Origin of the sequence: Aminobacter sp. BE322 (assembly GCF_050433525.1) — a bacterium.
Taxonomy (GTDB): domain Bacteria; phylum Pseudomonadota; class Alphaproteobacteria; order Rhizobiales; family Rhizobiaceae; genus Aminobacter.
In genome coordinates this window covers 90,404-103,163 of the sequence record NZ_JBNPXB010000015.1, presented here as the reverse complement: position 1 = coordinate 103,163, position 12,760 = coordinate 90,404, and the positions used below count along the sequence as shown (strand labels likewise).

Here is a 12,760-nt window from a genome sequence, read left to right as displayed (position 1 = left end):
GCGGGAGCGCCATGCTGGTCGCTCTCGCCGCCGTCGTCGCGGTCGCTGCCGTCGCCTTGCTGATCATGGCTGCGGGCAGAGTCCATGTGCCGCCGCAACCTGTGTTCAGGCATGCGGAGCGGCTACCTGCGGCCGACGAGACCTCGTTGCCTGGCCCGGCAGCCTCCTCCCACGCGCCGCCCGCGTCCGCGCGCCTGGTCGCCCCCGACGTCGTTGCCCCTCCGGACGTCCGTCCGCAGGAACTCGAGCGCGTCGCCGCCCGCGCGCCGCTCGGCGCGCTCGGCCTGGCCTCGTCCGGCAGGGGCTCGCGGCAGGACGATTGGCAAGGGACGCTGCTCTATCGCCCGGTCGTCACCTCTTCCGCCTCGTTCGAGGCGATGGGCCATGCGATCCTCATCGCGGGTACGGAACCGGTCGACCTCGAAAGCACCTGTGAGTTCGAGGGCGTGCGATGGCGCTGCGGCGAGCGCGCCTTGCTGGCGTTTCGCTATTGGCTACGGGGGCGGGCGCCGCGGTGCCAAGTACCGCCGGTCGCCGAACGCTGGCCCGTCGCCGCGCCCTGCCGACTGGGCAAGCAGGATGTCGGGGCGTGGCTGGTCTCCAACGGCTGGGCCCTGGCGCGTCCGGGCGGCGGCTACGAGAAGGCCGAACTGGTGGCGCGAGAGGCACGGATGGGTGTCTTCGGGAGCCCTGAATGAAGCTCTTTTGTCGGTGAAGATGCCTCGAAACAGGAATTTCCAACCGCTTTTCGACAAATTCGTTAAACTGTTCGAATTCGTACAAGGAATGTTTCATTCTCGCCCAGTAGATCGATTCGTCGACGAGTACGGAGGGATCTGGCGTGGACAATACTGGTTCGGGGCGATCGGGCGGCAACGGCACGGGACCGATCGTGCGCTACACACTTCTCGGCACCACTGCGATCGTGGCGGTTGCCGCCGGCGCTGCCGCAATCCTGTTCCAGGGCCAGGGCGACGCAACCTTGTGGCGCGGCGTCATCGGCGCGGGCGCCATCGCAGCGCTGGTCGCGGCACCCTTGCTCGCGTTGGTCGCCAACGAACGGCGCAAGTTCACTGCGCTCAGGTCCGAGGTCAGCCGGCTGTCGTCGATCGATACGCTGACGTCCTGTCTCAACAGCGGCGTCTTCGCCAATCTCATAGATGCTTTCCGCGGCAACTCGGCCCAGGGCGGGCGCAGGCAGGGAGCGCTGCTGGTCGTCGAAATCGATGATTTCCGCGCCATCAATGCCCGGTTCGGCCATGCCTGGGGCGACGAGGTGCTGAAGAGCGTCGCCGGCACGGTCAAGGCCTCGGTGCGCTCGGGCGATCTCGTCGGTCGCATCGGCGGCGAGGGGTTCGGCATCTTCCTGCCCGGCACCAGCCGTGAGAATGCCGAGCGCGTCGCCGAACGCATCCGCGGCACGGTGTCCGAAACCATCCTGGAGCCGGGCGGCCGCAAGCTGCCGCTGTCGGTCAGCGTCGGCGCCGTGCTGTTCGAGGACCAGCTCGAATTCGACGACCTGTTCCGCAAGGCGGACGACCGCCTGACCGAAGCCAAGGCGCGCGGCCGCAACCGTATCGAGTTCGCCGAGCTTCCCGCCGAGGATGGCGACCGGCCCGGCCTGGACGCCTGAGGCGGACATTCCGGCATGCTGCGGGTATAACTTCCCACAGCCTTTTCCGCGAGTTGTTCGGCATTTTAGCGGTTACCGCAACAAATCCTGAAATGTCAGCGTGCCCTAATGTGTCCACGGCTTGACTAGGGGGCGGGCAATGCGGGAATTCCTGCGGTCGCGGCGGGGCAATTTCGGGGTGATGACGGCGTTGGCCATGGTTCCGATCATGGCGGGCGTCGCTGGCACCATCGATTTCGTCAGCCTCAACAACAAGGCCGCCAAGCTCCAGAACTCGCTGGACGTCTCCGGCCTTGCGATCGCCACCAAATATTACTCCGGCATGACCAAGACCGAGCTGACCCGGCTTGGCCGCGACTTCTTCGATTCCAACCTGGTCAACGACCGCCCCGATGCGAGCGACCTCATCTACAACGACGAGGTGGCGGATTTTCAGGCCTCGGCGTCGTCCAAGGGCGACCTCAGCTTCATCGAGGTGACCTCGACGATCCAGCAACAGGGCATGATCGGAGGCTCGATCACCTGGAAGACGGCGCGCCGCGCCGTGGTCGAAGTGGCGCCGGGACAGCCCGCCTGCGTGCTGGCGCTCGATCCGCACGCCGCGACCGCGGTGAAGCTGCAGGGCTCGACCCAGGTGACCCTCGACGGCTGCGTCATCGCCTCCAATTCGGATGCGGGCGACTCGGTGTCGCGAGGCGGCTCGGCCCAGGTCGCGGCCGACTGCGTGGTGACCGTGGGCGGCACTTCCGGGCTGACCGGCTACAATACCAACCTCGATTGCGGCATTCCGCGCGAAAAGCAGTACGCGTCGATGGATCCGCTCGCCAATATCGTTCCGCCTGCCTATACGGCCTGCAAGTCCGTGCCCGGAGGCAAGACCAAGACGCTGACGCCCGGCACCTTCTGCAACAAGACGATATCCGGCGAGGTGACGCTCGATCCCGGCACCTACATCCTGCGCGGCGGCCAGATCAAGCTCGGCGGCAATGGCACGCTCACCGGAAAGGGCGTGACGATCTTCCTGATGGAGGGCGCGGAATTCACCTCGAACGCCAACGAGGTGATCAATCTGTCGCCGCCCGCGGCCGGGCCCTACGCCGGGATCACGATCTACCAGGAGAAGAGCAACACGCACGAGGTGCAGATCAACGGCGGCTCGGGATCCAACGTGACCGGCTTCATCTACGCGCCCGGCGCCCATGTCTTCTACGCTGGCAACTCCGACATGTCGGGCGTCGGACAGTGCATCCGCATCGTCGGCAACACGATCGAGATGACCGGCAACTCGGCTGTCACATCAAATTGCGAGGCCGAGCTCGGCGGCAAGAAGATGTATGCCGGCCGTATCATTTCGCTGGTCAGGTGATCGCGTGACCGTCCGCAGCCATCCCAATGTTGCAGCCTGCAACAGTTCGTGGATGGCGCCTATATCGCCGGCCCCTAATGTGTAGCGGGCTTGATTCGAACACCGCACCGAGAGAGGGAGAAATTCCGGTGGTCACCAGTAGGAAATTGCTAGTCTGCGCGGCGTCCGCGCTCGCCATCAGCGCGTTGCCGATCAAGCTCGACGCGTCCTCGATCGTTGGTTTCGCCAAGGCCTACGCCAAGAGCGAGAACGGCGGCGGCAACGACAAGGGCGGCGGCAACGACAGGGGCGGCGACCGCGGCAAGGGCGGCGGCTCGTCCAACGGCAAGTCGGCTTCGGCCGGCGGCAAGAGCGATACGTTTGGTGGGTCGCTGAAGTCTCTGTTCGGCGGCGGCCAGACCAAGAAGGCCTCGCTCCAGGATAGCAAACAGAAGGGGCCGAAGCACGCGAACGCCACGCAGAAGAAGGCGCCGGTCGCCGATGTGCTGCAGGCTTCCGTCCCGGGCAAGCAGAAGAACCTCAACGCCAGGCTTGCCGGCCTCAATTCGCTCAAGCGCAACTACCACGCCTACCTGAACTCGCAGTCGCCGCGCATGGCGCTTATCCGCGAGTACGTCATCAACTCCGCCAAGCTCGACCTCGCGGTCGAAGCCGCCGCTGCGGCGCAGGCCAAGGCCGACGCGGCGCAGCTCGAGCTCGACGCCGCCATGACCGCCCTGGGCGGCATCACCCCCTATGACGGTGCCGCGCCGGTCAGCGATCCGGCCGCGCTCCAGGATCGGCTCGACGCGCTGACGGCGGCGGGCGCCCCGGTCGATCCGGCGCAGCTCGAGGCCTACAATGCCGAGCTGGACGCCCTTTCGGACGCAATCGCGGCGGCCGACAGCCTGGCCACCGCCGAGCAGGAAGCGGCCGATGCCCAGGCTACGGCGGATGCGGCTGCCGAAGGCACGACGGAAGAGGACCTCCGCGAGGCGCTGTTGGCTGCGGCCAATCAGAATCGTGTCGCCGAATATGGCGACGCCTATCTCGACGACGGCGTGCTCGACTGGGCGAAGGACGTCCTCGGCGTCGGCGACGCCTATGGCAAGATCGACCAGGTCAAGGAAGTCCTGGCCGAGGAAGCCGCGGCGGAAACGCCGGCCGTTGAGCCCGAGCCGACGGCTGAACCCGTGCTGGAGCCCGTGGTCGAGCCGGCCCCGACCCTGGTGCTCGCCCCGGCCAACTGACGGGACCGGCAGGCCGTCGATACGGGCGGCCCCGGATAGCAGACCCTCGACCGCCGCCGGTTCCCCCGGCGGCGGTTGTCGTTTCGGCCCGCCGTTGGGCGCCGTGCACCGGATGCCCAAAACTGTGTTTCATGCCGGTTGGCCGTTGACAGCGGCCTGGCCGTCTTGCAAAAGTGAAACCGGTTTCACTCTTCGGGAACGTGCCGCTTGAAGTTCGACCTGTCGATCCTCGCCAAGCATATCCCCTTCCTGCTGGAAGGGGCGTGGCTGACGTTCCAGGTCTGCCTGCTGGCTGTCGTCGGCAGTCTGGTGCTCGGGCTTCTGGTTGCCGCAGCCCGCACTTCGGCCTCGCCGCTGCTCAACCGGCTGTCGGCTGTTTATGTCGACATCTTCCGCAACATCCCCTTCATCGTGCAGTTGTTCTTCTTCTATTTCGGGCTGCCCGAGATCGGCATCTACATCGATGCATTCACGACAGGCGTCATCGCCATGTCTATCGCCGGCGGCGCCTTCACCTCCGACGTCATTCGCTCGGGCATCCTGGCGATCGACCCGGGCATCATCGAGGCAGCCCAGGTCAGCGGGCTGACGAAGAGCACGATCTTCCGCAAGATCGTCATGCCGATTGCGCTCCGCGCCTCGGTCCGGCCGCTGGGCTCGGTGTTCATCAACCTGATCCTGACCTCGTCGATCCTGTCGACCATCACGCTCAACGAGCTGACCGGTTCGGCCAAGATCGTCGCCTCGCAGACCTTCCGGCCCTTCGAGGTCTATTTCGTGCTGCTCGTCGCCTATGCGGCGCTGACCTGGTTCGTCTCGATCCTGATCGGCATGCTGCACCGCCACCTCAATCGCAACCAGGCGGAGGGAGCGGTCTGATGCGCTACGGCGATTTCACGCCCTACGATCTCGTGCTCCTGCTGCAGGGGCTCGGCGTCTCGCTGGCGCTGTTCGTGTCGACCACGCTGATCGGCCTGGCCGTCGGCACGCTTTGGGCGGTGGTTCGCTTCTACCGCGTGCCGGTCCTGGCGCAGGTCGTCGCCTTCCTCGCCGAGCTGCTCAAGAACTCGCCGGTGCTGGTGCAACTGTTCCTGGTCTTCTTCGGCCTGCCGGCCTTCCTCAGGATCAACGTCACGCCGACCGAGGCCGCCGTCATCACGCTCTCGGGCAACAGTGCCGCCTTCATCTATGTCATCGCCGTTTCGGCCATCGAATCCGTCGGCCGCGACCAGCTCGAGGCCGCGCGCGTCTTCGGCCTCAGCCGCTGGCAGATCCTGCGCCGGGTGATCGCCCCGCAGGCAGCCGCCTTCGCCATCGGCCCGCTGACGGGCCTGCTTGTCAACCAGCTGCAGGTCACCTCGCTGATCTCGGTCATCGGCGTCATGGACCTCACCAAGGTCGGCAACATCCTCAACCTGCGCACGCTGAAGCCCTTCGTCGTCTGGACCGTCGTAGGCTTGCTCTACTACCTCGCCGCCAAGCTGGTGGCCCATGCCGGCGCCCGTTTCGAGAAGCGGCTTCGCGCCCATACCGCCTGGAAGGGTCTGTAAATGATCAGCATCGCCGGCCTGCGCAAATCCTTCGGCGCCGCCACCGTCCTCAACGGCATCGACCTCGAGATCCGCCAGGGCGAGGTGGTCTCCGTGCTTGGCTCGTCCGGCTCGGGCAAGTCGACGCTCATCCGCTGCATCAACGGTCTCGAGAAGATCGACGCCGGCAAGATCACGGTCGACAACTTCGACGTCTCCAAGCCGCGCGAACTCGCCGAGGCGCGCAAGCGCTCGGGCACCGTCTTCCAGCTGTTCAACCTCTACCCGCACATGACGGCGGTGCAGAACGTGGCGCTCGCACCGGTCGAGGTGCTCAGGGTGCCGCGTAAGCAGGCCGAGGCGGAAGCCCGCGAACTGCTGCGCTCGGTCGGGCTCTCAGAGCGCGCTGACGCCTATCCGGCGCAGCTGTCAGGCGGCCAGCGCCAGCGTGTCGGCATCTGCCGGGCGCTCGCCATGAAGCCGAGCTATCTCCTGCTCGACGAGGTCACCAGCGCGCTCGATCCCGAGATGACGGCGGAAGTTCTGTCGATCCTGGCGAACCTCGCCAAGGGTGGCACGACCATGGTGTTCGTCACCCACGAGATCGAGTTCGCCCGTTCCATCTCGACGCGCATCGCCTTCCTCGACAAGGGGCAGATGATCGCCGACCTGCCAACCCAGGAATTCTTCTCCGACAAGGGCATGGCGCTGCCGCGCGTCGCCCAGTTCCTCTCCAAGATGCGCAAAGACTGATTATGATCCTGCTTGCCAATTCCGAGGCCTGGCCCGGCTTCTCCAAGAGCGTCGAACTGCTGAAGGGCGGCAGCCATGGCCTCGACGCCATGGTCGCCGGCATCGGCGAGGTCGAGCGCGAGGTCAAGGTGCGCTCCGTCGGCTTCGGCGGCTGGCCCAACATGCTCGGACGCATGGAGTTCGACGCCGGCGTGATGGACGGCACCACGCGCGAGGTCGGCTCGGTCGGCGCCGTGCCCGACACGCTGCCGGTCGCAGCCCTCGCCCATGAGGTGATGAAGCGCCTGCCGCATGTGATGCTCACCGGCGACGGCGCCCGCCGCTTCGCCACCGAGATCGGCTTCGGCGTCGACGAGACGCTCTACGAGGACAGCAGGCGCGTCTGGTGGGAGCGGCTCGAAAAGGAGCTTTCGCCGGAAGAGCTGGCAAAGTTCCCCGACATTCCGCTGGCGCCGCTCAGCCGCACCATCACCGATCCCGAGCGCGTGCGCGACACTACGGTCTTCTTGTCCAAGGACAGCGCCGCCGGTCTCAACGTCGTCACCTCGACATCGGGCTGGGCGTGGAAATATCCCGGCCGCCTGGGCGACTCGCCGATCCCCGGCGCCGGCTTCTATGCCGACAGCCGCTTCGGCGCCGCCGCCTGCACCCACACCGGCGAGATGACCATGCGCTGCGGCACCGCGCGCACCATCGTGCTCGCCATGCGCCTCGGCCACACGCTGGAACAGGCGATCGCGCTCGCCGTCGAGGAACTGCTCGAGCTCGAGCAGGGCTTCCTCGCCGGCGTCGTCATCCATGCGCTCGACGCGAAGGGCAACCACAAGGTCGTCAGCCTGAATTGCGAAGAACAGATCCGCTACTGGTACTGGGACGAAAGCCTGCAGGAACCGGAACACCGCTTCGCCGAACCGTTCACGTCCTAAAACTCAAAGGGAGAGGAAACATGAAGAACCTGATTGCCAAACTGGCGGGCGTTGCCCTTGCCATCGGCCTGGCGGCCACGGGCGCGGCCCAGGCCGGCAAGATCGACGAGATCCGCGAGCGCGGCACCGTCCGCATCGGCGTGTCGCTCGGCGGCGAGCCGATCGGCTTCCGCGATGCCCAGAACAACCCGGTCGGCTATGACGTCGACGTTGCCACCATGCTCGCCGAGAAGCTCGGCGTGCCGGTCGAGTTCGTCGACGTGTCGGGCGACGCCCGCATCTCGATGCTTGTCTCGGGCCAGATCGACATTGCGGTTGCCAACACCTCGGCAACGCTCGAGCGCGCCAAGTCGGTGGATTTCTCGATCCCCTACAACCGCGCCGGCCTGCGCATCATCGTCCAGAAGGACGCCGGCATCACCAAGATGGAAGACCTCGCCGGCAAGAAGATCGTCGTCGGCCGCGGCTCGACCGGCGAGACCTTCATCAAGAAGGCCGCTCCTCAGGCTGAACTCGTCTACACCGACACCTTCGCGCCCGAGGGCGTGCTGCTGCTGCAGCAGAAGCGCGTCGACGCGGCAATCGAGGATTCCTCGCTGCTCGACTATCTCGCCACCAAGAACGACAACCTGGTGACGCTTGCCGGCCTCTACTCCAACGACCCGATCGGCATTGCGGTCGCCAAGGGCGACGAGGGCTTCGTGCGCTGGATCGACATGTTCGTGTCGGACTACATCCAGAGCGGCGCCTATGAGGCGAACTACAAGAAGTGGTGGGGCGAGACCGCCAACCCGCCGGCCCTGACCCCGCTCTGGTAAAATCTGATGGGGCTCTGCTGCCCCTCATCCCCTGCCGGACCTTCTCCCCGTAACGACGGGGAGAAGGAAGCTGGCCGGAACGCCGGCACCACCGAAGACAGCCGCAACGCTGACGCCTCCCTCTCCCCGTCCTTCACGGGGAGAGGGTAAGGGTGAGGGGCAATCAATCTCTCTATCCGTCCTACGACGTCGCGCGTGGTACGAAGAAGGTCGGCACCGTCACCTCGGCCTTGCCGTCGACGAACTCGCCGGGACGGCTGAGGAAGCGCAGGATCTCGCCGACATAGGCGTTCTTGTCGTAGCCGATGGACGAGATCGGATAGGCTTCGAAATCGGTCAGCGACAGGTTGTCGAAGCCATAGAGCCTGAAGCGTCCGGGCCGGTTTTGCGGGAACGCGTCGCGATGAACGTCCATCACGCCCATGGCCATGGCGTCCGACGTGCAGAACACGGCGTCCACGCTCGTCCAGTCGCCCGACTGGGCTATCTGCCTGCCGCTGGCGTAGGAATAGTCGCCGCGCAGTTCGGCAACGAGCCTGATGCCGTGGCGCGCCATCTCGGCCTTGTAGGCGGCGATGCGGCTCTGCTCGACCGGCGAGGACACGCGGCCGGTGACGAGGGCGGCGGTCGCAACCCCCTTGCCGGCGGCATCCGCCACGGCCTCGGCGATGCCGATGGCCTCGTCGGGCACCACGGAGGGCGAGGAGCCGTCATGCATGCCATTGAGCATCAAGACGTCGTCGCTGCGGAACATCTTGCGCACGCTTGCCGCGTCGGCGAAGTCGGAGAACACCAGTGCCGCGTCGACATGGTAGGCGACGCCGTTGCGCAGGAACTCCTCGATGCGCTCGACCGAGCCGACGCGCAGGAAGATGACCTGCTTGCCGATCGACTGGATCTCGCCGATCAGGAGGTCGAACAGGTCGAGGTCGGAGAAGTCGTGGATGTGGTTGACGATGACCGCGATCAGGTTGACCGTCTTGGTGGTCAGGCTGCGCGCCAGGAGATTGGGCTTGAAGCCGAGCTTCTCTGCTGCTTCAAGCACACGCGCACGCTTGTCGGCCGAGACCGGGCGGCTTTCGCTCGACAGCGCCCGCGAGGCGATGGCGCGCGACACGCCGGCCAGCTCGGCGACATCGGCGATGGTCGGCGAGGTGCGTCGTTTGCGCGTACTGTCCATTGCTGCCTTTGCTAAGCGTCTTGGGCCGGCATTGCGCCGCAGAATTCCAGTCGGGAACTGATTTGATGATTACCTGCTTCGATATTGGCGGTTCAACGATAAAAAGCGCCCGCGCCCGCTCGGCCGGCGAAATCGAGATCATCGACCGGGTGGCGACGCCGCTCGACGATTTCGACGCCTTCGCCGCCGTCATCGCTGGGCGCGTCGCCTCGGGCGAGGGCCGCTCCAGGGGCGTCTCGATCTCGATCGCCGGCGTGGTCGATCCCGCCTCCGGCAGTCTGAAATGCGCCAACATCCCTTGCGTCGACGGCCGTCTCATCGCCGCCGATCTCGAACGCGTCATCGGCCTTCCTGTGTGGATCGCCAACGATGCCGACTGCTTCGCGCTCGCCGAGGCGACCAGCGGCGCCGGCAGGGGCCACCGCAACGTCTTCGGCGTCATCCTCGGCACCGGCGTCGGCGGCGGGCTGGTCATCGACGGGCGCATCGTCGCCGGCGCCGGCGGCTATGCCGGCGAGTGGGGCCACGGCAAGGCGCTGCAGACGCGCGTCGGCCAGCCGCCGGTCGAGGTGCCGCATTTCGCCTGCGGCTGCGGCCAGTCGGGCTGCGTCGACACCATCGGCGGCGCGCGCGGCATGGAGAAGCTGCACAAGCTGCTCTGCGGCGAAGTCCTGTCGAGCACCGAGGTCATCGACCGCTGGCGCGGCGGCGAGGCCAGCGCCAGCCGCACCATCGACATCTATCTCGAACTGGTCAGCGTGCCGCTGGCGCTGACGCTCAACATCATCGGCTCGTCGGTCGTGCCGGTGGGCGGGGGCCTCTCCAACGTGCCCGAACTGATCGACGCGCTCGACCGCGAGGTCCGCGGCCGCACCCTTCGCCGCGCCGCCGGCCCGCTGGTGGTCAAGGCGGCGCTGACCACCGAACCCGGCCTGATCGGCGCCGCCGCCCTCGGCCTCCAGGAGATCGCCCATGTCTGAAGCGCCCATGTTTGAAACGCCCAGGTCTGAAGCGCCGATGCCTGAGACCATCCTGCTCGAAGTCTGCGTCGACAGCCCCGAGGGCCTTGCAGCGGCGATCGCGGGCGGCGCCGACCGCATCGAGCTTTGCGCCGCACTCGAAACCGGTGGCCTGACCCCGTCCGCCGGACTGATGGCGCTGGCCGCCAAGGCGCCGATCCCGGTCTACGCCATGATCCGCTCGCGGCCCGGCGACTTCGTCTATGGCGAGGGCGATATGGCAGCCCTGCTGGCCGACATCGATGCCGTGCGTGCTGCGGGCCTTGCGGGCGTGGTGCTCGGCGCCAACCGCCCCGATGGCAGCCTCGACCGCGACGTGCTCGCGCGCCTGACGGGCCGTGCCAAAGGGCTCGGCATGACCCTCCACCGCGCCTTCGATCTCGCCGGTCCCGATTTCGCCCCAGCCATCGACCTTGCCGTCGACCTGGGCTTCGAACGCATCCTCACCTCGGGCGGCGAGACGACGGCGCTGAAGGGGGTCGACGCGCTTCAAGCCTGCTTTGCCCATGCCGGCGACCGCATCGCCATCATGCCGGGGTCGGGCGTCAATTTCGAAACGCTTGGCGCGATCAGGGCGCGGCTGCCCTTCCGCCAGATCCATTCGTCCTGCTCGGTGGCTGCCGAAGCCGTCGGCGGAAAGGCGCTGGAGCTCGGTTTCGTATCGCCGCGCCCGAAGCGCACCGATGCCGCAATCGTCCGGGCGATGAAGGCGGCGCTGGCTTAGTCGGATAGGAGGGGGAGCTCAGGTCTTGTCGGCGAGGTCCTTGCTCGAAACCTCGTAGAGCGTGTTGTCGGTCTGGGCGTCGACGCCGAGAAGGCTCACCTCGTGTCCCCAGAGCCGCTGGACGTAGCGCAGCGTGGCGTCGCGGCTCTGCTCCACCAGCGTGCCGCCATTGTGGACGGTGTGCCTGAGCCGCAGCTTGCGGTCGCCCTTGAGGTCGGCGTCCACTGCCTGGATGTCGGGCTGCGTCATGCCGACGTCGTAGCTGTCGGCCAGTCGCGAACGCACCCGCTCGTAGCCGCGCTCGTCGTGGATCGCGGTCACCTCGTAATAGGGGTCGGAAGCTTCCTCGCGCAGCGAGAACAGCCGCATGTCGCGGATCAGCGCCGGGCTCAGGAACTGGCGGATGAAGGACTCGTCGCGATGGCTCGCCCAGGCGTCGAGCAGCGTCCCGCACCAGTCGCCATTGCCGGCGAAGTCGGGGAACCAGTCGCGGTCCTCGGCGGTCGGGTCGGTGCAGATCCGCTGGATGTCGCGCATCATGTTGAAGCCCAGCGTATAGGGGTTCAGGCCGCCGTAGCGCGGATCGTCGAAGCCCGGCTGGAACACGACGTTGGAGTGGTTCTGCAGAACCTCGAGCATGGTGCCTTCGCTGATGCGGCCCTTGTCGTAGAGGCTGTTCATGATGGTGTAGTGCACGAAGGTGGCGCAGCCCTCGTTCATCACCTTGGTCTGCCGCTGCGGATAGAAATACTGGGCGATCACGCGGACGATGCGCAGGATCTCGCGCTGCCAGGGCTTCAGGACGGGGCTGTACTTCTCCAGGAAGTAGAGCAGGTTCTCTTCCGGATATTCGATCGCCTGCTGCCGTTCGGTGGGATCGGCCTCGGGCTCCTTCGGCGCGCTCGCCTCCGCCGTGGCGGGCAGGGTCCGCCACAGGTCGCTGAAGGTGCGCTCCTCGTGCTCGAGCCGTTCGCGGATGCGCGCCTGCTCCTTCTCGACCGAGAGCCGCGGCCGGCGGCGATAGCGGAACACCGCCTGCGGCATCAGCGAGTGGGCCGCGTCCAGCACCGATTCCACGGCGGCCGGGCCATGGCGCTCCTCGCAGCGGGCGATGTAACTCTTGGCGAACTCCATATAGGCAAGGATGGCGCCCGCATCGGTCCATTGCTGGAACAGGTAGTTGTTCTTGAAGAAGTGATTGTGGCCGAAGGAAGCATGCGCGATCACCAGCGCCTGCAGCGCCATGGTGTTCTCTTCCATCAGGTAGGTGATGCATGGATTGGAATTGATCACCAGCTCGTAGGCGAGCCCCATCCGTCCCCTCCGGTAGAGGTTCGACTCGTGGACGAAGTGCTTGCCGAACGACCAGTGCTGATACATCAGCGGCATGCCGATCGACGAATAGGCGTCGAGCATCTGCTCGGATGAGATGACCTCGATCTGGTTGGGGTAGAAGTCGAGGCGCAACTCGTCGACGGCGATCTGCCTGATCGCGTCATAGACGCGGGAGAGGTCCGAAAAACTCCAGTCGGAACCGGTGAAAAGAAGCGGCGAGGTCTTCGGGCGCTTTTCCAACTTGCATC

General features: G+C 66.3%; 13 protein-coding genes. 11 read left to right on the top strand and 2 right to left on the bottom strand.

Features of this window, described 5'->3' with window-relative positions; all coding sequences use genetic code 11:
* Window positions 1–11 precede the first annotated feature (11 nt).
* From J2X50_RS19320 to J2X50_RS19280, 9 genes are all read left to right on the top strand, one after another.
* Window positions 12–698 (top strand): thermonuclease family protein, encoded by a 687-nt coding sequence (locus J2X50_RS19320; RefSeq protein ID WP_429097460.1) that lies wholly within the window; start codon window positions 12–14, stop codon window positions 696–698.
* A 143-nt stretch (window positions 699–841) separates the two neighbouring features.
* On the top strand, window positions 842–1,633 hold the full coding sequence (locus tag J2X50_RS19315; RefSeq protein WP_429097458.1) for a GGDEF domain-containing protein: 792 nt from the start codon (window positions 842–844) through the stop codon (window positions 1,631–1,633).
* Between the two features lie 139 nt (window positions 1,634–1,772).
* The gene (locus tag J2X50_RS19310; protein ID WP_429097457.1) at window positions 1,773–2,999 is read left to right on the top strand and encodes a TadE/TadG family type IV pilus assembly protein; all 1,227 of its coding nucleotides are present in this window, start codon (window positions 1,773–1,775) and stop codon (window positions 2,997–2,999) included.
* Between the two features lie 128 nt (window positions 3,000–3,127).
* On the top strand, window positions 3,128–4,228 hold the full coding sequence (locus J2X50_RS19305) for a hypothetical protein (RefSeq protein ID WP_429097455.1): 1,101 nt from the start codon (window positions 3,128–3,130) through the stop codon (window positions 4,226–4,228).
* A 207-nt stretch (window positions 4,229–4,435) separates the two neighbouring features.
* Window positions 4,436–5,107, top strand: a complete 672-nt coding sequence (locus J2X50_RS19300; protein ID WP_429097453.1) for an amino acid ABC transporter permease — start codon at window positions 4,436–4,438, stop codon at window positions 5,105–5,107.
* Window positions 5,107–5,778, top strand: a complete 672-nt coding sequence (locus tag J2X50_RS19295) for an amino acid ABC transporter permease (protein ID WP_429097451.1) — start codon at window positions 5,107–5,109, stop codon at window positions 5,776–5,778. The genes J2X50_RS19300 and J2X50_RS19295 overlap by 1 nt, the downstream gene beginning before the upstream one ends.
* Complete coding sequence (locus tag J2X50_RS19290) at window positions 5,779–6,510, top strand: amino acid ABC transporter ATP-binding protein (protein WP_429097449.1); 732 nt, start codon at window positions 5,779–5,781, stop codon at window positions 6,508–6,510.
* Window positions 6,511–6,512: 2 nt separating this feature from the next.
* Entirely contained in the window at window positions 6,513–7,436 is a 924-nt protein-coding gene (locus J2X50_RS19285; protein WP_429097447.1) for an isoaspartyl peptidase/L-asparaginase, read from the top strand.
* Between the two features lie 20 nt (window positions 7,437–7,456).
* Window positions 7,457–8,254 (top strand): transporter substrate-binding domain-containing protein, encoded by a 798-nt coding sequence (locus J2X50_RS19280; protein ID WP_429097445.1) that lies wholly within the window; start codon window positions 7,457–7,459, stop codon window positions 8,252–8,254.
* A 181-nt stretch (window positions 8,255–8,435) separates the two neighbouring features.
* Here the strand turns inward: J2X50_RS19280 and J2X50_RS19275 are convergent, their stop codons facing one another.
* The gene (locus tag J2X50_RS19275) at window positions 8,436–9,434 is read right to left on the bottom strand and encodes a LacI family DNA-binding transcriptional regulator (protein ID WP_429097443.1); all 999 of its coding nucleotides are present in this window, start codon (window positions 9,432–9,434) and stop codon (window positions 8,436–8,438) included.
* 65 nt (window positions 9,435–9,499) lie between these two features.
* On the opposite strand from J2X50_RS19275, the gene J2X50_RS19270 reads away from it, so the two are divergent.
* Both J2X50_RS19270 and J2X50_RS19265 read left to right on the top strand, forming a co-directional pair.
* Window positions 9,500–10,414 carry an ROK family protein gene (locus tag J2X50_RS19270; protein ID WP_429097442.1) on the top strand — a complete coding sequence of 305 codons (915 nt, stop codon included), beginning with the start codon at window positions 9,500–9,502 and terminating at the stop codon, window positions 10,412–10,414.
* 37 nt (window positions 10,415–10,451) lie between these two features.
* Window positions 10,452–11,177: a copper homeostasis protein CutC gene (locus J2X50_RS19265; protein WP_429097506.1), complete on the top strand. Its 726-nt coding sequence runs from the start codon at window positions 10,452–10,454 to the stop codon at window positions 11,175–11,177.
* Between the two features lie 18 nt (window positions 11,178–11,195).
* Here the strand turns inward: J2X50_RS19265 and J2X50_RS19260 are convergent, their stop codons facing one another.
* Window positions 11,196–12,752 (bottom strand): SpoVR family protein, encoded by a 1,557-nt coding sequence (locus J2X50_RS19260; RefSeq protein ID WP_429097440.1) that lies wholly within the window; start codon window positions 12,750–12,752, stop codon window positions 11,196–11,198.
* Window positions 12,753–12,760 lie beyond the last annotated feature (8 nt).

What these genes read in the sequence shown, in the direction of transcription:
- J2X50_RS19320 (WP_429097460.1), top strand. Translation starts at nt 12, where the DNA reads ATGCTGGTCGCTCTCGCCGCCGTCGTCGCGGTCGCTGCCGTCGCCTTG.
- J2X50_RS19265 (WP_429097506.1), top strand. Translation starts at nt 10,452, where the DNA reads ATGCCTGAGACCATCCTGCTCGAAGTCTGCGTCGACAGCCCCGAGGGC.
- J2X50_RS19285 (WP_429097447.1), top strand. Translation starts at nt 6,513, where the DNA reads ATGATCCTGCTTGCCAATTCCGAGGCCTGGCCCGGCTTCTCCAAGAGC.
- J2X50_RS19310 (WP_429097457.1), top strand. Translation starts at nt 1,773, where the DNA reads ATGCGGGAATTCCTGCGGTCGCGGCGGGGCAATTTCGGGGTGATGACG.
- J2X50_RS19275 (WP_429097443.1), bottom strand. Translation starts at nt 9,434, where the DNA reads ATGGACAGTACGCGCAAACGACGCACCTCGCCGACCATCGCCGATGTC.
- J2X50_RS19290 (WP_429097449.1), top strand. Translation starts at nt 5,779, where the DNA reads ATGATCAGCATCGCCGGCCTGCGCAAATCCTTCGGCGCCGCCACCGTC.
- J2X50_RS19295 (WP_429097451.1), top strand. Translation starts at nt 5,107, where the DNA reads ATGCGCTACGGCGATTTCACGCCCTACGATCTCGTGCTCCTGCTGCAG.
- J2X50_RS19270 (WP_429097442.1), top strand. Translation starts at nt 9,500, where the DNA reads ATGATTACCTGCTTCGATATTGGCGGTTCAACGATAAAAAGCGCCCGC.
- J2X50_RS19280 (WP_429097445.1), top strand. Translation starts at nt 7,457, where the DNA reads ATGAAGAACCTGATTGCCAAACTGGCGGGCGTTGCCCTTGCCATCGGC.